Here is a 25,303-nt window from a genome sequence, read left to right on the forward strand (position 1 = left end):
GCTCCCGTATGAACCGTCAGCTATAGATATACTGTGCCGATACGGATCCCACTTCATTCCTGGTCTTTTGCTGATTAACATTATTGCGTCATGATCATCGCAGGATTACCCCTACTTCTCGGCACGTTTTAGGTTGTGATCGAACGACTGCATCAAGAACTCGCGCCCAACCTGCTTTGTTTGCATAACTGTGGCGCACACTCTTGTCTTTCGATTACACTTTGCCTTTCATTCATACTCTCTATCATGTCATCACTATTGCCTTAGTGCCCTGTGATACATTATGTCAACTTCACTGGCTAAGCACAGCGGGGCCTCCACCCTTGACTAGGCGGGCCTATGTGTGCAACTCCGCATGGTGGCTTACCCGATCGAAAAACGTCGCACAATTTGACTTATGGGTTAATATGTGATCAGGTGTGCTCAAGGTAATGAATACCACCAATCAGGTTTTGGTGACGGTTCGCCCCTTCGGAGACTGGGTTAGAGCATCGGAGCGTGTATTGGCTGCTGGTGCAACACTCTGTTTGGAAACCTTTGGAATTGAAGATCATATAGAAGAGCTTTGGAATCAAGGACTTTCACTGCTGATATCCCGCATTTCATTCGTCTCTTGCAGAGACGTTGCCGTTGCACAGTCCATACTCTCGCTAGTAACAAGCCAACAGTTGATCGCCGCTCAATCGCCGCGTGTCATCATTCCTTTTAGCAAAGTCACTCATGACCAGCTTGAAGCGCTAAAAAGCTTGCATCCCATCCCAAGACTGAGTTCCATCTTGGAAGTCGAGCAGTTTTCGACGTCACCTTGGGGTGAGGCTGAAGATAGGCTTGTGCTGATTGAAGGCTATGAATCCGGTGGTCTATGCGGGAGCGATTCGCAGTATATTCTATTCCAGAAAGCTATCAGTTCACTTGGTAATTGCAGGATCATCGTATCAGGCCCCATTGGCCTTCTTTCCTTTTCCGCCCTGAATAGTCAGGGGATATTCTCTATATTGCTAGATGAGCAAACTCTGCTTCTTCAGGATTCGTATCTTCCACTTCGCAGCAGAAAGATTCTCAACCGAGTCAACGGAAGGCAATCCATCGTCCTACGTTCAGGGACAGATCCATCCTTGGATGTGAGGTGCATTTGTCTTCCAGGTAAAGATTCTCCTGGCTACCTCTTCGGCAGCACAATTGAAGCCCCTCAGCTTAATGAACTAGCCACATGGAGTTCCGACTGGATCTTTCCTGTCGGTGAGGGTATTGATCTTGCCAAGGATTTCTCGCAACAGTATCGAACTCTCGGTAGATTGATTTCAGCATACCGCTCTATCAAGGTTAATTCTACTTCGGCTACAAGCCACCCCAACACAATCGCAACCCAGTTTGGTGTTAAGTATCCAATCATTCAAGGCCCAATGTCACGGGTTAGTGACACGGCTGAGTTTGCGGCAAGCGTTGCGCGAGGAGGTGCCCTGCCTACCATCGCTGCGGCGATGCTCACTGCAGAAGCACTTGAGAAGATCCTTATACAGACGGCTGACCTGATACCGTACCTTCCTTGGGGTGTTGGGTTGCTTGGGTTCATTGACTCAACTCATTTAAAGTCACAGATCTCAGTTCTAAAGCGTTCAAAGGCAAGCTTCTGTATTCTTGCCGGTGGAACTCCTGCTCAGGCTAAGGAAATTGCTTCCCAGCACCTAAGGGTGTTTATTCATGCACCAACTCCAGAACTGCTTGACCTATTTATCAAGGAAGGCTGGAGAGACTTCATCCTTGAAGGTCGCGAATGCGGAGGACATATCGGTCCACTCAGTTCTCTGAATCTGTGGGAGAGGTCAATCAGAGTTGTTCTAGGCCAAAGCAAAGCTGTGAGTCGAGATGTATGTCTGGTTCTAGCTGGAGGTATCCATGATGAGGCTTCGGCTGCTTTCGCTGCCTACATGGTTCAGGATCTAGTCAAGACAGGTGCGACATGTGGCTTACTCGTTGGTTCGGCTTATCTTGCTACGCGAGAAATTGTTGAAGATAGGGCCATTACCCGTACATACCAAGAGGTTTCACTCCAATGCTCCAACACTGTTTTTCTTGAGACGTCTCCCGGTCATCAAAGTAGATGTGCTGACACAGCATTTTCCCGCGAGTTTAATTCTTTGCGAGATGAGCTCGTCAAAGCTCAGGTACCTGTTCGCGAAATATCCAGCAGGTTAGATCAACTCATTCTCGGGCGTCTGAGATTGGCGTCCAAGGGGCTTCAACGAGGAGAGGGGGGGTTGGTTGCCGTTACCGAAAATGATCAACTTCAACTGGGAATGTACATGTTGGGTGAAGCCGTTTGCCTGATCAATGATCAGACAACGATTCATCAGCTACATGAATCTATTCGTAATGGTTTGGAGACCCCTGCCAGACGAGCTCAGCAAGATATCTCTGAGAGGGCGCAGCCAGCTGGTGTTGTCAGTGAATACAGAGGACAGCACGACATTGCAATCATTGGGATGTCTTGCAAGCTACCAGGTGCCAATGACCCTGAACAATTCTGGAACTTAGTTCTACAAGCCAGGAACCAGATCAAAGAGATCCCTGAGGACCGCTGGTCTATCACTGACTTCTATTCAGCTGATCCGAAGGAGACTAATAAAATCCATTCCAAGTGGGGTGCTTTTCTTGATGCTGTCCAGTTTAATCCCATTGAGTTTGGACTTCCTCCACAGTCTCTCTCTTCAATTGACCCAGCCCAGCTCTTAGCCCTTGTATGTGTCAAAGAGGCACTTCAGAATGCAGGCTATCCAGAGGACTGTCTTTATGATCGCGAATCTACATGCGTTGTTCTTGGCTTCAGCGGCGGTTTAGGAGAACTTGGTTAAGCTTATGTCATGCAAGCTGAGTTGGCTCCTATCTTGAGCCGTCAGCGCAATGTCGAGGATATGTTACCAACCTGGACGAGTGATAGTTTTGCTGGAATTCTTCCTAATGTATCCGCTGGAAGAGTTGCCAACAGATTCAATCTCGGTGGGACCAACTGCACCATTGATGCAGCCTGCGCATCCTCACTTGCTGCTTTGGACCTTGCTGTTCATAAGCTTAGACAGGGTGACGCCAATATGGCTGTAGTTGGTGCTATCGATACACTACAGTCACCTTTTGCGTTTTTCTGTTTTTCAGAAACCCAAGCGCTTTCTCCTACTGGTGAAGCCAAGTCGTTTACCAAAAGTGCCGACGGAATTGTCCTTGGCGAAGGTGCAGGCATCCTTGTCCTCAAGCGGCTTGAAGATGCTGAAGCCTCTGGTGATTCAATCCTGGCAGTGATCAAAGGAATTGGCAGCTCGAGTGATGGTCGAGGCCGAACCATGACGGCACCGTCACATCAGGGCCAGGTTCAGGCGTTCGCTCGAGCCTATACAGATGCTGGTGTGAATCCATCCATGCTTGGGTATTATGAGGCTCATGGAACTGGCACACCTGTTGGTGATCGATCTGAGATCCGGGCTTTGACCACATTCCTGGAAACCCAGAACAATCCAACCACCCACTGTGCGGTTGGATCAGTGAAAACACTGATTGGTCATACTAAGAGTACGGCTGGTTTGGCTGGACTTCTCAAGGCTACGCTAGCCCTGAAGCATCAGTCTATACCATTGCACAGTAGAAAGGAAGAGCCTATTGATGAAGTCAGTTCTTCTAATACTGTCTACCTTCCAGCCGGCACTTTTCCCTGGCTGCAGTCAGATAGCCTTGGCCCTCGGACTGCTGGTGTCAGCGCATTCGGATTTGGTGGTACTAACTTCCATGTTGTTCTGCAAGAGTTTATTCCTAAGCGTGTGGCGGACACACCTTGCACGGACCTAATACCCAGACTCGCCACCAGTTTTAGACTGCTGTACTTCACCCCTGAGCGTGGAAGCCTTTCGGAGTGTATCGTAATGGCCTTGAAGCACGCACGTCTGATTGAACACGAATGCGCTGTTAATGGCTACACCACATCCGTCAATCATTTGGTTGCTGACACAATTAAAAGCCAGGACGTATCTGCTCACCCACGTGATGCGACTGGAGACTTCCTCATTCTTCTTGTTGATCAGTCTCGTTCTGATATTGGTGACAAGCTTGAAGATGCTCTATCCGTCCTTGAAGGACGGCTTGACTACACCAGCACGATGCGCGACTGGCTTGTACTTCAATCTTCATCAGCAGGGTTGCAGATTGACTATAAGACTGCTGAGCAGACTGCGCTACTCTTCCCTGGGCAGGGATCTGATTACCCCGGAATGGGGGCAACATGCATGTCTGCAACGTCTCTCCGTACCCACGAGCTACTGCTGACCTTATTTCCAGAGTCCCGTTCAAGACACGACGTACTCGCGAAGTACCTTTTCGGTAACTCTGAGCCCGGAACGGGTCTTACTGCTGATATCAAGCAGTCCTTGCTTGCGATCACCGAGGTTGCTTATCTAGAGATTCTTTCATTCCTCGAGGTACCTTGGTCCCTTGGCCTTGGCCATAGCCTTGGTGACTTTGTCAGTCTGCACGCGACAGGATGGCTGAGTTCGAGCGATTTAGTAACCCTTCTGCAAAGTCGCGGGAATGCCATTAACGGATTTGCTGATTCCGGATATGGCATGTTGATACTCTTCTGCTCTCCTCAACAGGCTAGCGATTTACTTCTTCAGGCAGCCAAGTCATCATTGACACTCGCAAATATCAATTCACCAACGCAAGTTGTTTTGTCAGGTCAGTTGGCTGACTTGGACATCATCGAACAGGCGTGCCTACGGGATGGCATATCTACACAGAGAATGCATACATTGTATCCGTTCCATTCAATGTTTATGCAGGATTGTAATGAATTCTTTAAGACTGCTCTCAACTCATTCAACTTTTCAGCAGGGAATTCGAATTCCAGTCAGGCAATTCTGAGCACTTCACCACAATCTGGTCCTGTTTCTGAGCAGACTATCAGCCACTTGCTCGCCTCCCATATGGTTTCAGGAGTCGACTTCATAGAGTCTGTTAGGCAGGCTGAAGCCCTTGGATCAACCTTCTTCATTGAAGTTGGGCCTAAGAAGGTCCTGTCGAAGCTTGTACGATCATCTCTCGGCTCTTCAGATTCTATCGCCGTCTCCCTTGATGGACCTCGTGGAACGGAGGACTTTCTGGCCTCCATTATGCGGATAGCAAGCCACGGGGTAACCCTTAATTGGCTCAAACTAAGCGAAATGCTACAGGTTCCTGTAGCACCACTGACAAGCCAAGCTTCTGGAAGTGCTGCCACTAAGCCAGGATTTAGCTATTTTATTAATGGTGCCCATGTTTGGAAATCCCAACATAAGATACAGCAGAATATCCAGCACAAGGTTCATCAAGCTCTGTCAGGGAACGTCAGTCGCAGCGATGAAGCCATATTGCATGCAGATTTAGCAGAGCCAGTCCTGCTAACATCTATTCAACCGTCTCCTTCTCAACCGCAGCTCACCCCAATGAACCAACCCAATCAGTCGAGCCAGATCAGCAATCTTCGCTTAGAAGCGTTTCGGACTTATCACGAAACACTGCGTATGATGATCAATTCTCAGACCCAAGTCTTTTCCGCATTCCTTTCTAATTCTTCCCATGGTGTAGCTTCGTTGGATAGTACAGAGACGATTTATACACAGCAGCAAGTGGTTGGATTGGCAGCTCCTTCCGAAACCATCACATCAGCATTTGCACCCCCTGTGCAAAGCATCTCTCAACCACCTTCTGGCACGATTCTTCAGCAGCCAGTTCAGGAGCCTGCCACCGTTTCACCTCCTAGTGGCAACGGAGATATTGGCCACGCTCTCGCAGCTACACCCACCAAGGCTGTACAACCCCCACTCAATGGTTTGCATGTCGATACCCCACCGGTACCTCCTTCTAATGGCCATGGCGCGACCACCACTGAGCCCAAGCAGGTACCAAGCGCCACCGATGCATCCTCCATTTTGCTTCAACTAACCTCCTTGCTATCAGAGAAGAGCGGCTACCCAGTTGAGTTGCTTGATCCTGATCAGGATCTAGAGTCTGATCTTGGCATCGACTCCATCAAGAGAATTGAGGTGATGGGAGGTCTGTTGGCTACCTTGCCAAACGTATCTCCTGAGGCTCTTCAGAGCATTCAAACCGGGACCAGAGATCTGAGAACACTCAGGGAGGTGGCTGGCCACATTGCAGCAATCCTGGACGGAAGCATTAACACTGTTGTCGAAGCAGAGGCTACCCAGCCGGGAAAGTAGTTGGCGGGAAGGACGAACCCTCACAGCCTCGTCTTTCCCATTTTGAAAGCACTTCCTTCCGACTAGCTTGCTCTAGGTCTGGACAATGTCTTGAGAGGGCTGACCGACAGTTCATTGTCTTAGTCCCTGACTCAAAGCGTGACTTCTATTCAAATCTATTCGCCAACTCAAGACACGTTTCAGCATTCAATTATTCAGTTACATCTCCAGATCAGGCTCTTCCTGTTTCCATTGGAGGCGATCAGAAGATTCCCGAAAGTGCCACGAATGCGGACTCTTCTACTGATCTGACTATCATATTGCACCTTGATGACTTTGGGCAGAAGCTGACTAGTCTTGCTGACTTTGAGCCATCCAATGCTGTGTCTTCTTTGTGGACAGTATTTGATAATATCCGGAATCTTCTATCTTCCTTCAGCTTTCCTGGCAATGTCTATCGCCTTGTATTGCTACATCATGGCCAAGGTGATTTTGGCAGGCGATCTGCGAGCAACACTCCATCTAGCTCCCCAACGTTCTTCCTAACCTATGTTTCGGCTCTGTCCGGAATGCTTAAGTCAATTGTGTCCGAATTTCCATCCGTTAAAACCACCGTAGTTGATATTTCTAATTCAGTCCTTCTTTCTGATACCACAAACTCTTACCTCGACTTCATCCTGTCACTTGATGAACCTGAGAAGGAATACTCAATCAACGAAGAAGGCCTCCATGTCCATACGATGATTCCTTGCCAACCTTCCAGCACTACTTCGGAAGGTGCTTTACTGCCCGTATCTTATCCTTCTTGCATCTTGGCAATTGGAGGTGCTCGTGGTATTGCAGTTCCTGTCTTAGAGCAACTTGGATCAGGGAATGCTTCCCTTGTAGTAACTGGTAGGTCTGATATTACCCTTCCCCAATGGTATTCTCCCGGTAGTTCCGTATCTCAGATCAGGTCTGAACTGATAAAGATGCATAGAGACTCAGGTGAGACCTTTACCCCAGCCTCCATTGAAAAGGAAGTGAGGAGGATTTCTTCTTCTGTTGAAGCTATTGCAACCCTCGATAGATTGTCCGATCTCTATGCATCAGTCATTTATATTAAAGTGGATCTACTTGACTCTAATGCGCATGCGTCAGTTATTGCTGAACTTAACGCCCAGGGCTTACGGGTAGATACTGTTATTAATGTAGCTGGTATTATTGAGGACTCATTGGTCAGCAAGAAGAAGCCTGATAGTTTTAGCCGTGTCCTGTCAACAAAGATGAATTCGCTGAAGCTTGCTTTTCAAGTGTTAGAAGAGCATCCAGTTGCTAACGTAGTGAACTATGCATCGATTGCTGGCAAGGCCGGCAACTATGGTCAAGCTGACTATTCTGCTGCCAATGAACTTCTAAACGCAGGTGGCTGGCTCTCTGCTCTTCTTCACCCTGGGCTCACGGTTACTTCATTCAATTGGGGACCATGGGCTTCATCGGGCATGGCGACTCAAGAAGTTAATGATGCTTTTGCCGAACGTGGCATCATTCCCATTCCTCTTGACGTTGGCGCACATAGTGTTGTATCAATCTTAACCCATCAATCTGAGCTTCCCCTAGAGGTCACATCAGGCCTGTATGACTCTACTAAGTTTACCCATTCCAACTTTGACATACAGAGCCTTTCTAAGTCTTACCCATTCTTAGGACAGCATTCTGTTTCGACCACGTCATCTACAGAACAAGGACAGCTCAAGGAGACTTATAAGTTCTATCTTGACCCTCACAGTCTTCCTTATATCTCCTCGCATCGAAAGTTCGGGCAACCTGTTCTGCCAGCTGCGTCTTCCTGTACATTTGCCCTTGAAGCTTATCAGCGTCACCTTGGGTCGAGTGCTCTCTCTTTAGGTCGTTCTGCCTTGCGTATCACCACTGATGTTCTCTCAGGAATCGTCTTCAGTGAATTTACTCCTCGCCAGCTTCTCTTTGAAGCCAACGCCGCAGATAATCAACCTTTCACCTGCAGCTTAAGGGATCATCGTTCGAAGCGCTATTCGTACCGAACTCAAGTAGAAGAGGTATCACAACCAGACATCAGTAGCAACCTATTGTCATCTCTATCTAGGTCCAGCAATGATAACCAACCTCCTCTTAGTGTGAGTCAGAGTGATGCCTATGAACGGTATCTGTTCCATGATGGTGTGATGACTGTCATTAGTGGTACCTCCTTGATTTTCCAAGATACTGAAGTGATCGTCTCCACTTTGAAGTCTCATGGTACCCGTGGGCTACTAGGCGTAGATTCCCCTGCTGAAGGTTTTCTTGATCCATCTCTGCTTGATGGTCTTCTTCAGATGGGTCTCATCATCCTTCGCGATCTCTACCAAACTAGTGCTCTGCCTAATCGCCTTGTTGTCGATGTCTATGCTGCTCCAGTTCACGGCAAGGACTATTTAGCTAGTGGACGCATTGTGGAGGTCAATGCCATTACTAGTAAAGCTTATTATGAAGGACTTATTACTTCGGAGGATGGTAGTCCTCTTCTCTGTCTTTCCTATGCAGAAATGACCCATTCTCCAAGTATGATTGATTAAGCTTTTTGTCTATTCTCTTCCTCTTTCTTTCGCCATATCGTGATTCTCCTTCTCTCTTTATCCTGAGACTCATAAGCTGCCTGAGTAACAGTTCTCGCTCTTTCGTTGTAGTCTTTAGTTTTCAGCACCTATAGCACTCAACTTCGAATGTTACTCTCCCCGTGGTCTTTCGATCTTTCCGAGTCGTTGCTTAAGCCTTTCTGTACCTTCTTTTCGTACCCATCACTCAGAAGTCCTTTTGTTTCTAGAGCTTCGCATCACCTCCGGTCTTTCTGTTTACTATCTATTCAGTCGACGAAGCTCTATGGCCGAGCAGTCTCCTTTTTCTTTAAGCACTGATCTTCAGCTGCCTGTAAGTCTCCATTGCCCACTGATCATCTCCGATCATCTCTTGTCAACTCTGGTCGGTGTCGATTGTTTAGTTCTCGAAGCCACACTGGTCCTATGGAACAATTTCCGATTCTTTTCTATTGTTATTCATGTCAACAATCTTTTCCAAATCACTGACGCTGCTGACATCAGTCGGTTATCCAACTTGCTGTTTGATGCCATCGATGAGTGTAACCACTAGGCTCGCCTGTGGGCTTGTCAGGCCTTGTTTGGTTTCTGCGACTCCCTAGTTGTTAGTCGGCCAGTGGCCACTGTTTCTTTTGGTTTCTGACTAGCCGGCAGTGCTTAGACTCTGCGAATATCTCTAACCATCTTAAGTGATCTGACCTCTTGCTTTTTCTTTGTACTCTTTGGCAACAGCGCATCAACCAATGAGGTATTCGCTGGGTATGTGCTTCCCTCTGTCTTGATGTCCGGACTCAACGCGTGTCGCCAAATCCACCAGACGGTCCATCGATGACGAAACCCACCAGAACCGTCTGCCAGGTTCAGCGCACAGTTGATACCAAAGGCCGTGGATCTCTGCCTGCACCTGTGGATTCCTTTCCTGCAACACCACTACTCAGCGCCTTGGCCTCACCCCAGCAGCCTGCACCGCCGGATACGGCAGGGCCGCACCGCTTGCGGCCACCTGGGCTTTAAACACCACGTTCTGCGTATCCGCGATGAGCTCGCTGAGTTCACACGGCTACACCTGCCAGACCGCGAGCTCAGGAGGAAAACTGACTGTTCAGGTTGGCTGAATCGCAATAGGTTCTACCCCCGTAGGGCTTCCGCTTGCGGCAGGTGCAGCTGCTGCCGAGAGGTTTTGCCTGATCGATGAGCTCACTTGGTTTTCTTCAGAGGCAAGGCTCTGCCGGCAGCCAGGGAGGCCCGGCGGACCATCCGACGCTAGGCCGCGAAGCTAACCCCTGAAATTGATCAAGCGTCTTTCTATGTCGCGTCTGTCTGTTCGCATCCCATAGCCGCAAAACCCAGTGGCACCCTGTCTCGCAGGCACACTTCGAGCAGCAGAACTTCAGGCGCTGATCCGTGAGCCGCTGCTGCCCCGGAGCCATGTGCTCTGGATCCGGCGACTGGTGTACCGGAGGCTGAGCCTTGATGGCTGGCACTTCAATCCCAGAGGAGAGCAACGCAAACGGTTTGACTATGGCTGCAGCGCCTCCTTTCGCGCTGTCGAGAGCGCCCAAGGTCAGAGGACAGATCAACGCCCGAATACTGCTGTGTTCCAATCTCCCGCAGCACCTCTGAGAGATTGACTTTCACTACGGCCAGAGGCTGGCTGGCCGACTGTGAATCTTCTGGGCTTGCTGGATGACCAGAGCCGCGTCCGTCTGGCCTTTCATGGCAACCGCCGCTGCAAGCCTGTTGACGTGGTTCCTACGATTGGGAATGGACGACCCCACTTCCTCCTGTCCGGAGTTAACGATATGAGGGGCCGGCACTGTCCACTCGAAGGCACCCACTCCAGTACGGGATGAGGTCGTTGGCTGATGTCAGTCTTCCATCCGGCCATCAGGCCACTGGTGGTACTACCTTTGCAACGCCCTACAGCTGTCCATGACCAGGCTCCTCCCCGTCAGTGTCTGTGTTCCTCTCGCCTTGCTTGCAGGCTGCGGTCGTCCAGATGGTCAGGCTCTCCAGAAGCTGGCCTGCGAGCAGGTCGCCAGCTCAATCGACCTGCAATCCGTCGGACAACTCGACGCGCTGCGCAAGGCACTGGGGTTGGCACCCGGCGTTGATCCCCTGCAAACCTGCCGCGACCTTGGGGTGAAGATGGAGCCCACACCCCAGGCTGGCAACAGCTCCTCCGCGGAGGGCAACGCCGAAGAAGGCGGCGGCAACGAGAACTGAACTGCGGCCGGCTTCCCTTACCGACCAGCTGTTGGTTGTTGGACGCGCTGTTGACTTGGCGGCAGCTGTTTGGTGTCCTCTCTCTGGTGTGAGATCAATGGTTTCAGTGCAAATCTGATCCACGTCTTTATTGATGCCTGTGCTTCCCCTTTGACCGGATTGATCCATGGGGCTGCACGGGTTAGTGGCGGTCTCAATCCTTAGCGCCGTCAATCTGCCACTCAGATAGGCCCCCGTATCAATCCCGATGCGGTGCGGCAGGTGGGTGATCTGGAAATCGTGGCGGAATGTGTGGCCGTGCACCACGGTGTATGGAAGCCCATGGGGCTTGGAGAGAAAGGGCTTGCGGATCCAGATCAGATCTTCGAAGGCCTGGCGCTCCAGCGGCACCCCTGGCCGCACACCGGCATGCACAAACAGACAGCCGCCGCGAATCGCCGTGACCGGCAACTGCTCAAACCACTCCCGGTGTTCGCCCGCCAGAGGCAGGAGCGCGGGTTCGCCGCCGTTGTAACGCCATCGATCGTAAGCCGTCCCTGCTTTCGATTCCCCTAATGACTCGAGCAGCATCTGCTCATGGTTGCCCCGCAGCAGGGTCACACCCGACAGGCCGTAGGCCGCCGTGTTGTCCTGCAGCTGCCAGACCCGCTCCAGAACCTTCCGATCGCCTTCCGGTTCGGGCGCTCGATCGATCAGATCCCCCAAGAAGATCAGCTCCACGCCGGAGTCAAGGTGTGGGGTGAGTTCCTGCTCGAGCAGGGAGGCGCAGCCATGCACATCTCCGATCGCCACCACATCAGGACTGCTCATCGTCCCCCTCATCGACGTTGGTGTTGGAGCACAGCCACTCTCGGCTTAGGCGCTTGCGGCTCAGCTTGGGATCGTTCAACATCAGTGACAGCTTTTCGTGAACCATCTCCAGTTCCTTGTTGATTTTGTATGAGGCGGGCATCTTCAACAGGCTGTCGCGCAGATTACTCAGACTGAGGGTTGCGGTGCCGAGATCGCCTCGATCGAGTTCCTCGCTTCCCACTACCGGCAGGTGCAGGTGCTCGACCAGGCTCTGGCGTTCGCCGCTGCCGGGCGCCTCCCAGGCCAGCCGCATGCTGAGGATCTCCTGGTTGGGAACCAGCCGGGCAGCTTGAGCTGCAGGCTTAGGTTGAGCTCCTCCCCGACGCGCAGGTCGGGGAGCTGCTGATTGCCGGCGCCGGTGGGCGTGAGTTCGTTGAGCAGATCCACCACCTCAGCGCCGATCAGCCACCGCTGTGGATCGTGTTGATCGCAGCGAACAATGTCTGGGGGTCGCCCACGGGTATGGAGGGCGCCACCACCGTCACCTCGTCGTCGAAACTGACGTTGGCGAGCCGATTACGGTAGGCAAGTTCCCCGGACAGCGCCCGGAGCTCGACCCGCTGCTTGTGGCGTCCCACTACGACGGGACCCTGCACTCGATCGGTGCCGACGACCACGCCCCTGGGCTGGCGGCCCTGATCGAGCTGGCCAGGCACTGAGCCGCTGTGCCGCCCAGCGACCCGTGTGGGTCGTGACCTTCGATCAGGAGGAATGGGGGATTCTCGGCAGCAGCGCCTTGGATCGTGAACTCAAGGCCAGCGGCCAGCAACTGCCGCTGATGGTGAGACTGGAGATGATCGCCTACACCACCGCCACTCTGAGGTGGGCTGGGTGGGGCTGCTTCCGGTGCCGGGGTTCGCCCGGGTGCTGGCATCAGGGCGCCAGGCGCTGGGTTGTACCGGCGCTGAGGGGCGCTTTATGTGGTGCCGTGAGGCGCTGCGGGAGGCTTCACAGGCCCCAACGATCTGGCGGACACTTCAAGGTGCAGCGAGCGCTGGAGCCGACAAGGAGCCGTCACGTCAGCATGATCGGCGACTGAGGTGGGCAGCGATGAAAGACCCCGGCTGTGGGAGGTTCTGAACAGTGAGTGATCGGCGGCCATGCCGTTAGTGCTTCTGTGTTGTTCTTGGATCCAGCTGCGAATGCATCCACTTGGTTGATCAGCCTCTGCCGTTATCAGACTGCTGCTGTTGTGAGACTGATGCAGTGATCAGATCCGAGCGGCGAGTTGGATTCAAGGTGTGATCGGATTCTTCTTTCCCTTGTGAGGGATGGGGAGTGTGAAGCCAGTGGGTGGAGCATGCAGCCTCGGGTCACCCTGATGAGGCCTGGCTTCAGCTCATGAATCAAGGAAAGGTGCTGTGCCTTGCTTACGTCTTTGCGAGCGTGGCTTGCTCGCCTTTTTTTGGCCTGCTGCACATCAGCCTCCTGTTTGCCTCCTATCTGCAGCATCCTCTTGGGGTTGAGCCCCTGGCTTCTCGCTTCTTCATTGGCTTCGTTGACTGAACGGGCAAAGGTATGGCTAGAGATGGACTGGGCATGGTGATGGAGCTGCAAGGAGAGCCGCCTCTGGTTCTTGCAATGCAAGCTCTCTATCGGCTCTGTTCATGACGCTCGTACTCTGGAAAGCTATCCAATGACGCTGATTTCGCTTCTCGTTACACTCATCGTTGTGGGGGTGTTGTTGTGGCTTGTTAACAACTACATTCCGATGGATAGCAAGATCAAGAACATTCTCAACATTGTTGTTGTCATTGCTGTCGTCATCTGGCTGCTCAACCTGCTGGGCCTCACGGATAACCTGCGCGGCATCCGCGTGGGGAGTTAGGCGCTGGCCGGGGTGGGCTTGGTGGCGCACGGGGGTTCCGGTGAGGGGGTTGGCACCCAGGCGTCTGCCGGGATCCAGCAGAATCAGGCCATGGATCTCCATGCTGATCTGAGCCGGCCCGTGGTGCTCGACACCCACGCCCTCCCCTGGATTCACTCGCCGATGCCGGGGGTGGAGCGGCGCCTGCTCGACCGGCAGGGTGAGGAAGTGGCGCGGGCCACCTCCTTGGTGCGTTACGCACCGGGCAGCCACTTTCCCCCCCATCGCCATGGCGGCGGCGAGGAGTTCCTGGTGCTTGATGGCACCTTTTCAGATGAGCTGGGCGATTACGCCGCCGGCAGCTACCTGCGCAATCCGGTGGGCTCCAGCCATGCCCCTTTCAGCGTGGCGGGTTGCACGATCCTGGTGAAGCTGCAGCAGATGCATCCGGCCGATCAGCAGCGCGTCTGCATCGACACCCGCAGCACCTGTTGGCTGCCTGGCCTTGTGGAAGGGCTTGAGGTGCTGCCACTGCATGCGTTCGGCTCCGAACATGTGGCCCTGGTGCGTTGGGCACCCGGCACGGTGTTCCAGCTGCACGGTCATCCCGGTGGGGAGGAGATCTTCGTGCTGGAGGGAGTGTTTCAGGACGAGCACGGCACATACCCGGCCGGTAGCTGGTTGCGCCACCCCCCAGGCAGTGTGCACAGGCCCTGGAGTGAGACCGGCTGCACGATCTGGGTGAAGACCGGCCATCTGCCGGTTACCTGCGGACCGGATGGTGCGCTGAGCTCAGCCCCCACCACACCTGTGGCATGAGCCACAGGTTGGCTGGAGTACACCCGTGACCGTGCCCGCCTAGCGCGCTGTGCCTAGCCTGAGGCAATTCCGCCAGGTGGCCATGGCTGTGGTGAACCGCTGCGCGGTGGGGGTCTACCCCAGTGAGCAATTGCTGGATTGGGCCCGGAGGCTGGAGCTGGAGGTGGATGCGGCAGGAGCCCGGGAGCCCTGCCTGTACCTGATCCCCGATTACGACACACAGGAGGAGGCTGAGGAAATCCTCGCGGAGGTGTACGAGGCGATCTTTGAAGCGGAGCTGGATTACTGGCACCGCGACATCGGGGCCTGGCCAGCTGAGCGCACCTACCCGGTGTTCCGCAAATGGTTTGATGTGCGCTTCTACCCCCTGATCCAGGATCTGGTGGCCGATGAACTCACGGCCACCGAACTGGACGACGAGTTCGTGGGCACCATCACCACAGCATTGGAAGGAATGGCGAAGGCGCCTTGAGGGACTGGGTAAGGGTGTGGCTGCCGAAGGCCTGAGGCGAGCACTTTGCTATGAGCAATACCCTGATGGGAGCACTTTGATGTAAACCATGGGCTGTGGGATGTTTGCCAGGGGATACTTGCTACCGAGAGTGTGCTCTAACTGTCGGTCTGCTGTTGCTTCCAAGGTGTTGCCGACGGTCTGGTGATGGCAACGTGCTGTTGCTGTCTCTCGCTTTACTCGGTCCTCGGCACTGTTGATCATGGGCACTGTTGACCATCATCGGGTGGCTGTCATCGAGTTCGCCTGGATGTCGGGTTCCAGTACGAGACATGCATCCGATTGGTGGTAGAAGCTGCGCAGATCAGCTGGGTTGTTCAGGTGCGGCATCCCTGTGGAATGATCGAACCTGCTCTTCTGCTGCAACCTTCAGTTTCTCTGATCGCGTTGATGATGCGTGATTCTGGTCATCCTGGATGCGCCAGGAAGCCATGGCCATCCGGGCAAAGCCCATGCACCTATCTGTAGAATCGATCCATCGTGAGCTTTTCCCCCCTGCTTGGCGCTGGAGATTCTGTTCATCCTGTTGCTGATCGTGGCCAACGGGATCTTTTCTGGCTCTGAGATCGCGATTGTTTCGGCGCGCAAGGTGCGGCTGCAGCAACTGGCCGATAAGGGGAGCAGGCCGGCGCGTATCGCCCTGCGCCTGGCGGAAACGCCGAACGATTTTCTTTCCACGGTGCAGATCGGCATCACCCTGATCGGCGTGCTCAGTGGTGCTGTGGCTGGCGCCACGGTGGCGCAGAAGCTCAAACCCTTCATTGATCAGCTTCCGGCTCTGCGGCCCTACAGCGAAGGGCTGAGCGTCACGCTGGTGGTGGCTTTGGTCACCTACCTCTCTCTGGTGATCGGCGAGCTGCTGCCCAAGCGCATCGCCCTCACCCATCCGGAGAGGATCGCCTGCACCATCGCGCCGGCCATGCGCACCCTTTCGCGGTTGAGCGCGCCCGCTGTGCATCTGCTTGGTGCCTCCACCGATGGCCTGCTCAAGGCTCTGCATGTGTCCGCCAGCACCGAGCCCGACATCACCGAGGAGGAGATCAAGGCATTGATTCGCCAGGGGGCAGATTCCGGTGTGTTCGAGCCCACCGAGCACGACATGGTGCAGCGGGTGTTGCGGTTGGGTGATCGCACCATCAAGACGATGATGACCCCACGCACTGACATCCAGTGGCTTGATCTGGAAGCAACGGAGGAGGAGATTCTCGCCGACGTACAGGATTCGAACCACTCCCGCTTTCCGGTGGGCCGTGGCAGCCTTGACGACTGCGCCGGCATTGTGCGTGTGCGTAGTTTGCTCAACGCCCAGCTCGGGCGTGAGCCGCTGGATCTCGAGGCCTTGTGCCAGCCACCGCTCTACATCGCCGAATCGAGCCGTGCTCTGAACGTGTTGGAGCAGTTCAAGCGTGCGGGCATCCATATCGCACTGGTTACCGATGAATACGGTGGTGTGGAGGGGCTGGTGACCCTCAACGATCTGATGGAAGGCATCGTGGGCGATCTGCCCGATCTCGACGACAACGAGGATCCTTCCTTTGTGACGCGAGAGGACGGCTCCTGGCTGGTGGACGGCAGCCTGGACATCAACGCGTTTGATGACCGCATCGGCACTGAATTGCTCAGCTCCGATGAGCAGCCCACTTATCACACCCTCGCGGGATTTGTGATTCATGTTCTGGAGAGGATTCCCAGATCCTCGGATCACTTCCTCTGGCAGGGCTACCGCTTTGAAGTGGTCGATATGGACGGCAACCGCGTGGACAAGGTGCTCGTGATGCCACCATTGATTCCCCCTGCCGGCCGTGATCCATCCGGTGATCTTGACGGCTAAGCGTGTGGCCTCTGTCGCGCCTCTAGTGCTGCGGCGTACCATGGGCTGTGTGGTGACGGTTGCTGCTGCGATGGCTGCCATTGGGCTGCCACACTGAGTCAGCGATTGAACTGTTTACGTGGCCTGTGAACGCTGCGGTTGCCGCATGATCACCAAAGCGAACCACGCGAAGAGCTTGTTGATCTGTGCGGATTGTGGTCACCGTGTGGCTCAGCTCCAGCAACGGCAGACGCTGGGCAGTTGGTTAGCCGCCGGTATTTTATTGCTCTTCCTTATGGCGCTGGTGGTGATCACCGCCAGGCTTGAACCCAGCGTCTCCAGCGATCTGGAATTGGAACCTGTCAAGGAGCGCTCAAGGGGAGAGTGATTCAGGCTGTGCCCCCTCGGAACACTCACGCCACTCACTTCGTGACCACTTACTTTGTGACTACTGACGTCATGATCACCTGGAGTTTTTTCGCAGTTGACGGACCAGCATCCACACCACAAAGGTAGCCATCAGCACGAGCAGTAGCTGGACAACGAAGCTGCCCATGGGTGCGATCCATAGCAGGATCTGACGGTAGTTCGCTCCCAGCACCATCCCTGAGCTCACCAGGACCAGGATCCATATCAGGCTGCCGGCACTGGTCCAGAACAGAAACGCACCCTGCGGCATCAGTTCGATGCCGGCCGGTATCGAAACAAACGGGCGGATCCCAGGGATCATCCGCCCCCAGAACACCACAGCTGGCCCATGGATGGAAAACCAGCGCCGGCTGGCGGCCAGATCCGCTGGCCTGAGCCCGAACCAGCGGCCGTGCCGGCCAATCAGATGTTCCAGCCTCTGCTCATTCACAAGGCGGCCGATCCCATACCAGAAGCAGGCCCCGAGCAACGTGCCGATCAAGGCGGCAACCACAACGGGAACGAACTCAAGCTTGCCCTGCTGAATCAAAAACCCGCTGAGTGGCATCACCAGCTCGGAGGGGATGGGCGGGATCACGTTCTCCAGCAGCAAGACAAGGGCGATGAGCACATACCCCTGCAGCGGGTTGGTTTCGGCTGTGTCTGCGATCAGTGCCAGAAAGGATTCGGCCCAGCGGTGCAACCCACTGGCGGCAGGTTGCACCATCCCATCAATCTCAGGCATTGGCATGGGCACGGCGGCGCCAGAGCCGCCACATCTTTTCAATCTCCAGGTAGGAGAAGAAAATCAGGCTGAAGCCAACGCAGATGGCCAGATCCTGCAGGCTGAGCGGTGTGGTTTCGAAGAACTTCGACAAGAACGGCACGTAAAGCAGGGCCATCTGCAGGGCGGTGGTGAGCAGCACCGCCCAGATCAGCCAGGGATTGGAAAAAGGGTTGATCTGCACCAGCGGCAGATCGCTTCGGGCGGCCAGGGCATGGCCCATCTGCGCCAGGCAGAGGGTGGTGAACACCATGGTCTTCCACGGAGCTCCGGAACCTGCGGCGTACACCATCAGCACGATGGTGATTACAGCGAACACGACGCCGATCCGCAGGATGTAGCTGCCGATTCCACGGGCAAAGATGGACTCACCAGGTTCGGCCGGTGGCCGTTGCATCAGCCCTTCCTCGCCGGGCTCCAAAGCCAGTGCCAGGGCAGGAACGCCATCGGTCACCAGGTTCATCCAAAGGATCTGCAGCGGCGAGAGTGGAACGCCCACCATGCCCAGCAGCGGGGCGGAGGCAATCGTGATCAGCTCGCCGACGTTGCTACCGAGGATGTATTTCACGAAGCGGCGGATGTTGGCGTAGACCAACCTTCCCTCTTCCACCGCATTCACGATGGTGGCGAAGTTGTCGTCGAGCAGCACCATGTCGGAGGCTTCCTTGCTCACCTCCGTGCCGGTGATGCCCATCGCCACGCCGATGTGGGCCTGCTTGAGGGCGGGAGCGTCGTTGACGCCATCACCCGTCATGGCCACCACCTGGCCATTGGCCTGCAGTGCCTTCACGATCCTCAGCTTCTGCTCGGGAGGAACACGGGCATAGACACTGCAGCGGCTCACCACCTCCTGGAGCCTGGAATCGTTGCACTGCTCAAGCTCCCGGCCCAGCACCACCTCGGCGTTCGCATCCACGAGGCCGATGCCTTGACCGATCGCCCGGGCGGTAAGCGGGTGGTCTCCCGTGATCATCACCGGCCGGATGCCGGCTTCCCGGCAGCGGGCCACCGCCTCGGCCACTTCCGGGCGGGCTGGATCGAGCTGGGCCATCAACCCCAGCAACACTTGGTGATCCAGCGACTGCTCCGGGCTGGTGTGATGGGGAGCGCAGGCGAAGGCCAGCACCCGCAGGCCTGAAGCCGCCAGATCACGCGCCTGATCCACCCACCACTGCCGCTGCGGGTCGCTCAGCACTGAGACCCCATCCCCACCGATCCAGCGGTCGCAGGAGCCAAGAATCACTTCCGGCGCCCCTTTGGTGATCAACAACGTGCCGGATCCCTTGCCAACGTCTCCCAGGGGCTGTTGCAGGGTGCCTGTGGCGTCGTCCACCCACACGGCCATCAGCTGGCGTTCCGAACTGAAGGGAATCTCCGCTTTGCGTTTGTACTGGCTCCGCAGCGCAAAGCCATCGAGGCTGGCTTTGCCGGCCGCGACCACCAAGGCTCCTTCGGTGGGATCGCCCAGCACATCCCAGCCGCCGTCTTCCTCTTTCTTGAGTTCGGCGTCGCTGCAGAGAACGCCGGCCGCCAGGAGCAGATCCCGGGCTCCGTCGGTGATACCTGGCAGAGCCCCCGCAGGTGGCGCGAGCTCGGACACCGTGAAGGAGCCGTGGGGCTCATAGCCCCTGCCGCTGACCGCAATCGACTGACTGCCGCAGCGCAGCTCCTCCACCACCTGGCGGTTCAAGGTGAGGGTGCCGGTCTTGTCGGTGCAGATCACCGTGACCGATCCCAGCGCTTCCACGGCAGGCAAGCGGCGGATGAGGGCGGCCCTCTGCACCATGCGCTGGGTGCCGATGGCCAGGGTGACCGTGATCACGGCGGGCAGCCCTTCCGGCACGATCGCCACGGCCATGCTCAGCGCCACCTCCAGCAGCCCCAGCAGCGGCTGCCCCAGCAACCAGCCACCCAGCACCACCACCGCCACCAGCGCCAGCGCCGACCCGACCAGCACATTGGCCAGGCCATCGAGCCGTTCCTGCAGCGGGGTGGTTTCGCCCCCGGCGGAGTTGATCAATTCAGCGATCTGGCCCAGCTCCGTGCCCATGCCGGTGGCAGTGACCACAGCCGTGCCCCGACCCCGCACCACCTCCGTGCCCTGGAACAGGCAGTTCTGCCGTTCCAACACCGGCGTGGCGGCCTCCATCACCAGATCCGCTTTTTTGAACACCGCTTCGGCCTCACCGGTGAGGGCCGCCTCGCGCAGGCCCAGCTCGGCCACCTCCACCAGGCGGGCATCGGCAGGCACGCGGTCGCCCGCTTCCAGGCGGATCAGGTCGCCAGGCACCAGTTGCTCACTTGGGAGCCGTTCCCAATGGCCATCGCGGCGCACCGTGACCAACGGCTGGGCCATCTCGCGCAGCGCCAGCAGCGCCGTCTGGGCGCGGCTTTCTTGTAGGTACCCGAGCAGGGCGTTCAGCCCCACGATCAGCACAATGGCAATCGCGTCCTTCGGAAAGCGCTGGGCCGAGAACGCAATGGCGGCCGACACCGCGGCAACCGCCAGCAGCATGATCAACATCACGTTGCTGAGCTGATCCCAGAGAATGCGCAGGTTGCTGCGGCCTGGTGCCAACTCCAGCTTGTTCGCCCCCAACCTGGCCAGCCGCTCGGCGGTCTGGGCGGTACTCAGACCCTCAGCCCTGGCCTCCAGCTGCTGGAGACAGTCCTCCACGGTGAGGCTGTGCCACGCAGGTGAATTAGTGCGGCTCAAGGGATTTATGAAGGGATCAGCCGAAGACACTAAACGCCTTTCTGCCCGTTTTGCCGATGCCAACCTTGCTCACAACCCTGCTGGTGCTGCTCACGGGCGTGCTGATGGCGCGCGTGTCAGCGGGCCGGCTGGTGGCGTGGGCTGTGCCCGCCATCGTGCTGGAGCTGGCGGTTGGCTTTCTCCTCGGCAACACGGTGTTGCCGTTCGAGGCCATCAGGCCGCTCAGCGGGATCACCGAACTGGGGGTGTTGACCCTCTTCTTTCAGGTGGGGCTGGAGGTGCGCGGCGATGTGCTGTCCTCTCGGCGCAACGCCGTGCTGCGCACGGTGGCACTCAGCTTTCTGGCTCCCCTGCTGGCCTATCTGCCCCTGAGCCAGGCTTTCGGGCTGGCCAGAAGCGAGACCATGCTTTGCCTGGCGGTGCTCAGTGCCACGGGAACAGGGGTGACCCTGCGGGTGCTGGCCCTCGGCAAGGGACTTCAGACCCCCTCGGGCCGCCTGTTGGTGGGGGTGTCGGTGCTCGACGATCTGCCGGCCATCGCCCTGCTGTCGGTGGCGATGGCCAGCGCAGGCGTGCCGATGGGGGGGGCGGGGCTGGCGGGCCTGGGCCCGGTGCTTGGTCTGGTTGCCGCCGCCGTCAGCTATCTGGCGGTGGGCGTGTGGGCCCGTCGCCGCCCCGAACGGCCCACCACACCGCTCTCGATCCTGCTGGTCTTGATCGGTTTCTCGTGGTTGGGAGAGGTCAGTGGGCTCACCTCCTTGTTGGGGGCCCTTTGGGGCGGACTGCTGCTGGCCCGCCTCAGCCCACCGGAAGCGGAGATGAACCGCACCCTGGCGGTGCTCTCGGATGTTTTCCTGCCGCTCTATTTCATCAGTGTGGGAATGAGGATCCCGGCCGCCACCTTGCTGGATCCCCAGGCCTGGAGCCTGGCTGCCGCCCTGGTGGTGATGGCGGTGCTCACCAAACTGCTCTGCGGTCTCGGTGTCACTGCGGCTGACCGCGCCGCCGGGGTGGACCGCTGGCTGGTGGTGTTCGGGTTGATCCCGAGAGGGCTGCCCGGGCTGGTGTTCGCCACCACGGCGCTCAGCGCCGGGGTGATCAACGCCTCTCAGTTTTCTGCCCTGGTGATCATGGTGACGCTCACCACGGTGCTGGGCCTGCTGCTGCTGGAGCGCCGCCTGGCTTTCGTGCGCAAGGCGGCTGAGAATCCTTCGTGAGGGGTGATTCCCTCGGTGGTGATCGCTCCAGTACGTTGATCGTCGCTTGAATCCCCCTGAGCCGGTGATGCTGCATTCGGTTCATCGGCTATGGGGACGCCTGCTGGCCTGGCGGCACCGTCTCACGGTGCCACAGTTCACGGTGGTGACCGGCGGCTTGGTGATTGCGTTGGGCACACTGCTGCTGGCCTCGCCGCTCTGCTCCAGCGACGACGTGGGCCTTTGGCAGGCGCTGTTCACCGTGACCTCGGCGATCACGGTGACGGGACTGTCGATCATCGATGTGGGCAAGGATCTCACCCTCTTCGGCCAGATGACCCTGGCAGGGCTGATCATCACCGGCGGGCTTGGCCTGATGGCGATCACCACCTTCCTGCAAGGGTTTGTGCAGGGCCGCTCCGGTCTGCGCCATCGCCTCGACAAGGGACGCATGCTGGATGAATTCGGGGTGGGCGGCATCGGCCCCACCTTTCACCGGATCCTGATCACAGCCGGCTGTGTGATGGCAGTGGGAACGCTGATTCTGTTCTTCTTTGGCTTCACCGACATCACCAACCTTGGCGAACGCTTCTGGGCCTCAATGTTTCACTGCATCAGTGCCTACAACAACGCAGGTTTTGGGATGTGGGCCGACAACCTGGTGGGCTACAAGGGGAATCCGGTGGTCAACGGTGTGATTGGCAGCCTGATCGTCGTCGGCGGTATCGGTTGGCGGGTCACCAATGATCTGTGGGAGAACCGCTCCCGCCTCAGGCGCATCCGCCATCTCTCCCTCCATACCCGGCTGGTGCTGCGCAGCACCCTGCTGCTGATCGCCATCGGGGCACTGGGCCTGCTGTTCACCGAACAGTTTGCTCCTGATGGTGTGGTGATGACCCTCGGCCTGTGGGAGAAGCTTCAGGTCACCATTTTTCAATCGATCACCACACGCACCGCAGGCTTCAACACCGTGCCGCTGTCGATGGAAACACTTTCGGATGCAGGCTTGCTGCTGATGATCGTGTTGATGTTCATCGGCGCCAGCCCAGGAGGCACGGGTGGGGGGATCAAAACCACCACCTTCGTTCTGCTCATGGGCACCACCCGTTCGATGCTTGAGGGCCGCAAGGATGTGGTCATTGGGCGGCATGAGATCCCCGCGTCGATTGTGTTCAAATGCGTTGGCGTCGCACTGGCTTCCGGCCTGTTCGTGATCCTGATGACCCTGCTGCTCGGGCTCGGGCCAACAACGGCTGGAGAACCAACAGCTCAGTCTTTCAATTTCCTTGAAAAGCTGTTCACCTGCATGTCAGCCTTTTGCACCGTTGGACTGGATGTCGGTGTTACTGCCAATCTCAATCGTTGGGGCCAGTTGGTGCTGATGGTGGGCATGTTTGTGGGTCGATTGGGGATCATGCTGCTGCTTCAGTCCCTCTATGGCAGCAGGCCTCCTTCCCGGGTGGGCTACCCCCAGCAGGAGGTCTTCATTTGACGTTGGAAGCTGTTCCACTCCACTTCGAGCCGCGGTGCCTGACCGCGCTGCTGATGCTGTTGCTGCTGCCAGCGGCATGGCTGGGTGAGCAGCTGGATCCCAACGAGGGACGGCCATGACCGACACCCCCTCCGTGCCATTGCCCATTGGCTTCCGGGATGTGGATGCCACTGCACCGGAGGCGTGCGTCCGCTGCCTCGATTGCCTGCACCAGTTGCCGGCCGGCCGCGCCTACAAGGCCCGCGCCCTCGCCGCGCTGCAGCTCGTGCCCGGATGCGCCGCGCTCGATGTGGCCTGCGGCCTCGGCGACGATGTGGTCCAGATGGTGGCTGCCGGTGCGCGTGCCGTTGGCGCCGACTGCAGCCGCACGCTGCTGGCTGCCGCCCAGACGCGCCACAGCGCCACAACGGCCAGCTTCCAGCTGGCGGATGCCAAGGCCCTGCCATTTGTCTCCGGCAGCTTTGATGCGGTGCGCATCGACCGGGCACTGCAACACATCGCGCAGCCGGAACTGGTGGTGAAGGAGATGGCCCGCGTCACCCGCCGGGGCGGGGTGGTGCTGTGCGCTGAACCCGATTGGGGCACGTTCCTGCTGGGTGGTCCCCACAGCGGGGTGAGTGAGCGCATCCAGCACGACTGGATCCGTTCGTTCCAGAACCCCTGGATCGGCCGCTCCCTGCCCGAGCTGCTGAGCGCTGCCGGTGTTGGCGAGCTGCAACGCGAGGAGATCTGGCTGCCCACCCACGGATTCGCGGAATCGGATCTGCTCTTCGGCATTGAGGACAATGCCCGCAAGCTCGCCGCTGAGCGACCTGAGGCGCTGGACTGGCTTGAGCACTACCGCGACGGCGAGGCCTACGCGGGCGTGCTGATGCTGATCAGCTGGGGGCGGAAGCTGTAAGCGGCTGGCGTCAGTCGTCCGCCGTCGAGGTGGGCGCCGGCACAAACACGTCGAGCACGGCGGGGCACAGCTCAAACACGGCAGGGGTTTTGGTGGTGACCTCTCCGTCGGTGTTGACGCGCTTCCGCAATCGCGTGTGCACCTCGAAGGTTCTGCCCTGCCAGCGGTGGATGCCGAAACGGGAGTTGCCACGTCCAGACTTCAACGCCGGCAGCACGAAGAAGAGTTGCCACCAGTGGGGGATTTCCAGGCTGTAGAGATCCAGGCGCTGGTCGTCGATGGCGGCATCCTGCACCACGGTGAGCCCACCGCCGTAGAACACACCGTTGCCCACGGCGATCTGCAGGGTACGCCGATGGAGGATCTGCTCCCCATCGATATGGATCTCGGCATCGAAACGTCGCAGCGTCAGCAATGCCTTCGCCGCCGCGATCGCATAGGCAAGGGTTCCCCAGCGCTTCTTGAGGTCTTTGGAGAGCGCATCTGTGATCTTGATGCTCAACCCGCAACTGGCCACGTTGAAGAAATACTTGCCATTCACCCGGCCAAGGTCGATGGTCTGGCGATGTCCGTTGGCCACCACGCTGCAGGCCTCGGCCAGCGTCAGAGGCAGATTCAGGGTGCGGGCCAGGTCGTTGGCCGTGCCCAGGGGCAGGAGGCCCAGGGGAAGGTTTGTTTCCAGCAGCGCATCGATCGCCAGGTTCAAGGTGCCGTCGCCACCGCCGATCACCACAGCAGACACCTCGTCCTGGTGCCAACGAATGCAGTGCGAAAAATCTTCTGACCGCATCACCTGACCGATGATGTATCTCACGCCCAGAGAGTTGAAGGCCGCCACCACCTCACCAAACCGTTCAAGCCCCTGCTTGGAGTGAAGATTGATCAACAGGAGGATGGGTTTTCCCGATCTGTCTGCCATGGCGTTGCGCATGGATCAAGTCGCTGATCGACTGTAGGGGTGGCTGAGGAATT

17 protein-coding genes and 1 pseudogene are annotated in these 25,303 nt (G+C 57.0%); 13 read left to right on the forward strand and 5 right to left on the reverse strand.

Annotated elements, in window-relative coordinates; genetic code table 11:
* Positions 1-1,481: 1,481 nt before the first annotated feature.
* The 3 genes and pseudogenes from ACXMDP_RS08070 to ACXMDP_RS08080 form a co-directional block, all read left to right on the forward strand.
* Positions 1,482-5,039: pseudogene (locus ACXMDP_RS08070) on the forward strand (beta-ketoacyl synthase N-terminal-like domain-containing protein); the annotation flags it as partial.
* Positions 5,040-5,543: 504 nt separating this feature from the next.
* Positions 5,544-6,239 carry a phosphopantetheine-binding protein gene (locus ACXMDP_RS08075; RefSeq protein WP_457767214.1) on the forward strand — a complete coding sequence of 232 codons (696 nt, stop codon included), beginning with the start codon at positions 5,544-5,546 and terminating at the stop codon, positions 6,237-6,239.
* Between the two features lie 548 nt (positions 6,240-6,787).
* The gene (locus ACXMDP_RS08080) at positions 6,788-8,791 is read left to right on the forward strand and encodes an SDR family NAD(P)-dependent oxidoreductase (protein WP_259729528.1); all 2,004 of its coding nucleotides are present in this window, start codon (positions 6,788-6,790) and stop codon (positions 8,789-8,791) included.
* Positions 8,792-10,852: 2,061 nt separating this feature from the next.
* Here the strand turns inward: ACXMDP_RS08080 and ACXMDP_RS08085 are convergent.
* Positions 10,853-11,857 (reverse strand): metallophosphoesterase family protein, encoded by a 1,005-nt coding sequence (locus ACXMDP_RS08085; protein ID WP_457766708.1) that lies wholly within the window; start codon positions 11,855-11,857, stop codon positions 10,853-10,855.
* Positions 11,832-12,140 carry a hypothetical protein gene (locus tag ACXMDP_RS08090; protein ID WP_259729526.1) on the reverse strand — a complete coding sequence of 103 codons (309 nt, stop codon included), beginning with the start codon at positions 12,138-12,140 and terminating at the stop codon, positions 11,832-11,834. Before ACXMDP_RS08090 ends, ACXMDP_RS08085 begins: the two co-directional genes overlap by 26 nt.
* A gap of 313 nt (positions 12,141-12,453) precedes the next feature.
* Between ACXMDP_RS08090 and ACXMDP_RS08095 the strand changes: the two genes are divergently transcribed.
* The 7 genes from ACXMDP_RS08095 to ACXMDP_RS08125 all read left to right on the forward strand — a co-directional run bounded on the left by ACXMDP_RS08095 (position 12,454) and on the right by ACXMDP_RS08125 (position 17,222).
* Entirely contained in the window at positions 12,454-12,546 is a 93-nt protein-coding gene (locus ACXMDP_RS08095; protein WP_457766709.1) for a hypothetical protein, read from the forward strand.
* A 634-nt stretch (positions 12,547-13,180) separates the two neighbouring features.
* Complete coding sequence (locus ACXMDP_RS08100) at positions 13,181-13,393, forward strand: hypothetical protein (RefSeq protein ID WP_259729524.1); 213 nt, start codon at positions 13,181-13,183, stop codon at positions 13,391-13,393.
* A 130-nt stretch (positions 13,394-13,523) separates the two neighbouring features.
* Complete coding sequence (locus ACXMDP_RS08105) at positions 13,524-13,715, forward strand: Thivi_2564 family membrane protein (RefSeq protein ID WP_094510869.1); 192 nt, start codon at positions 13,524-13,526, stop codon at positions 13,713-13,715.
* A 90-nt stretch (positions 13,716-13,805) separates the two neighbouring features.
* A complete protein-coding gene (locus ACXMDP_RS08110) occupies positions 13,806-14,513 on the forward strand; it encodes a cupin domain-containing protein (protein ID WP_259729522.1) in 708 nt (235 codons plus the stop codon).
* 82 nt (positions 14,514-14,595) lie between these two features.
* Positions 14,596-14,985, forward strand: a complete 390-nt coding sequence (locus ACXMDP_RS08115) for a hypothetical protein (RefSeq protein ID WP_457766710.1) — start codon at positions 14,596-14,598, stop codon at positions 14,983-14,985.
* Between the two features lie 538 nt (positions 14,986-15,523).
* Positions 15,524-16,855 (forward strand): hemolysin family protein, encoded by a 1,332-nt coding sequence (locus ACXMDP_RS08120; protein ID WP_259729520.1) that lies wholly within the window; start codon positions 15,524-15,526, stop codon positions 16,853-16,855.
* A 145-nt stretch (positions 16,856-17,000) separates the two neighbouring features.
* Positions 17,001-17,222 (forward strand): hypothetical protein, encoded by a 222-nt coding sequence (locus ACXMDP_RS08125; protein ID WP_259729519.1) that lies wholly within the window; start codon positions 17,001-17,003, stop codon positions 17,220-17,222.
* 75 nt (positions 17,223-17,297) lie between these two features.
* On the opposite strand, the gene ACXMDP_RS08130 is transcribed toward ACXMDP_RS08125, so the two are convergent.
* Both ACXMDP_RS08130 and ACXMDP_RS08135 read right to left on the reverse strand, forming a co-directional pair.
* Positions 17,298-17,969 (reverse strand): DedA family protein, encoded by a 672-nt coding sequence (locus ACXMDP_RS08130; RefSeq protein ID WP_399233003.1) that lies wholly within the window; start codon positions 17,967-17,969, stop codon positions 17,298-17,300.
* A gap of 10 nt (positions 17,970-17,979) precedes the next feature.
* The gene (locus ACXMDP_RS08135; protein ID WP_457766711.1) at positions 17,980-20,703 is read right to left on the reverse strand and encodes a cation-translocating P-type ATPase; all 2,724 of its coding nucleotides are present in this window, start codon (positions 20,701-20,703) and stop codon (positions 17,980-17,982) included.
* Positions 20,704-20,798: 95 nt separating this feature from the next.
* Here ACXMDP_RS08135 and ACXMDP_RS08140 point away from each other — a divergent pair, with 95 nt between their 5' ends.
* From ACXMDP_RS08140 to ACXMDP_RS08150, 3 genes are all read left to right on the forward strand, one after another.
* Positions 20,799-21,959: a cation:proton antiporter gene (locus ACXMDP_RS08140; protein WP_259729516.1), complete on the forward strand. Its 1,161-nt coding sequence runs from the start codon at positions 20,799-20,801 to the stop codon at positions 21,957-21,959.
* Between the two features lie 67 nt (positions 21,960-22,026).
* Positions 22,027-23,430, forward strand: coding sequence for a TrkH family potassium uptake protein (locus tag ACXMDP_RS08145; protein WP_259729515.1), 1,404 nt, complete (start codon positions 22,027-22,029; stop codon positions 23,428-23,430).
* Positions 23,431-23,545: 115 nt separating this feature from the next.
* Entirely contained in the window at positions 23,546-24,331 is a 786-nt protein-coding gene (locus ACXMDP_RS08150) for a methyltransferase domain-containing protein (protein ID WP_259729514.1), read from the forward strand.
* A 10-nt stretch (positions 24,332-24,341) separates the two neighbouring features.
* Here ACXMDP_RS08150 and ACXMDP_RS08155 read toward each other — a convergent pair whose 3' ends face one another.
* A complete protein-coding gene (locus tag ACXMDP_RS08155; protein ID WP_457766712.1) occupies positions 24,342-25,217 on the reverse strand; it encodes a lipid kinase in 876 nt (291 codons plus the stop codon).
* Positions 25,218-25,303: the final 86 nt, after the last annotated feature.

This window comes from Cyanobium sp. ULC065 (assembly GCF_977927515.1).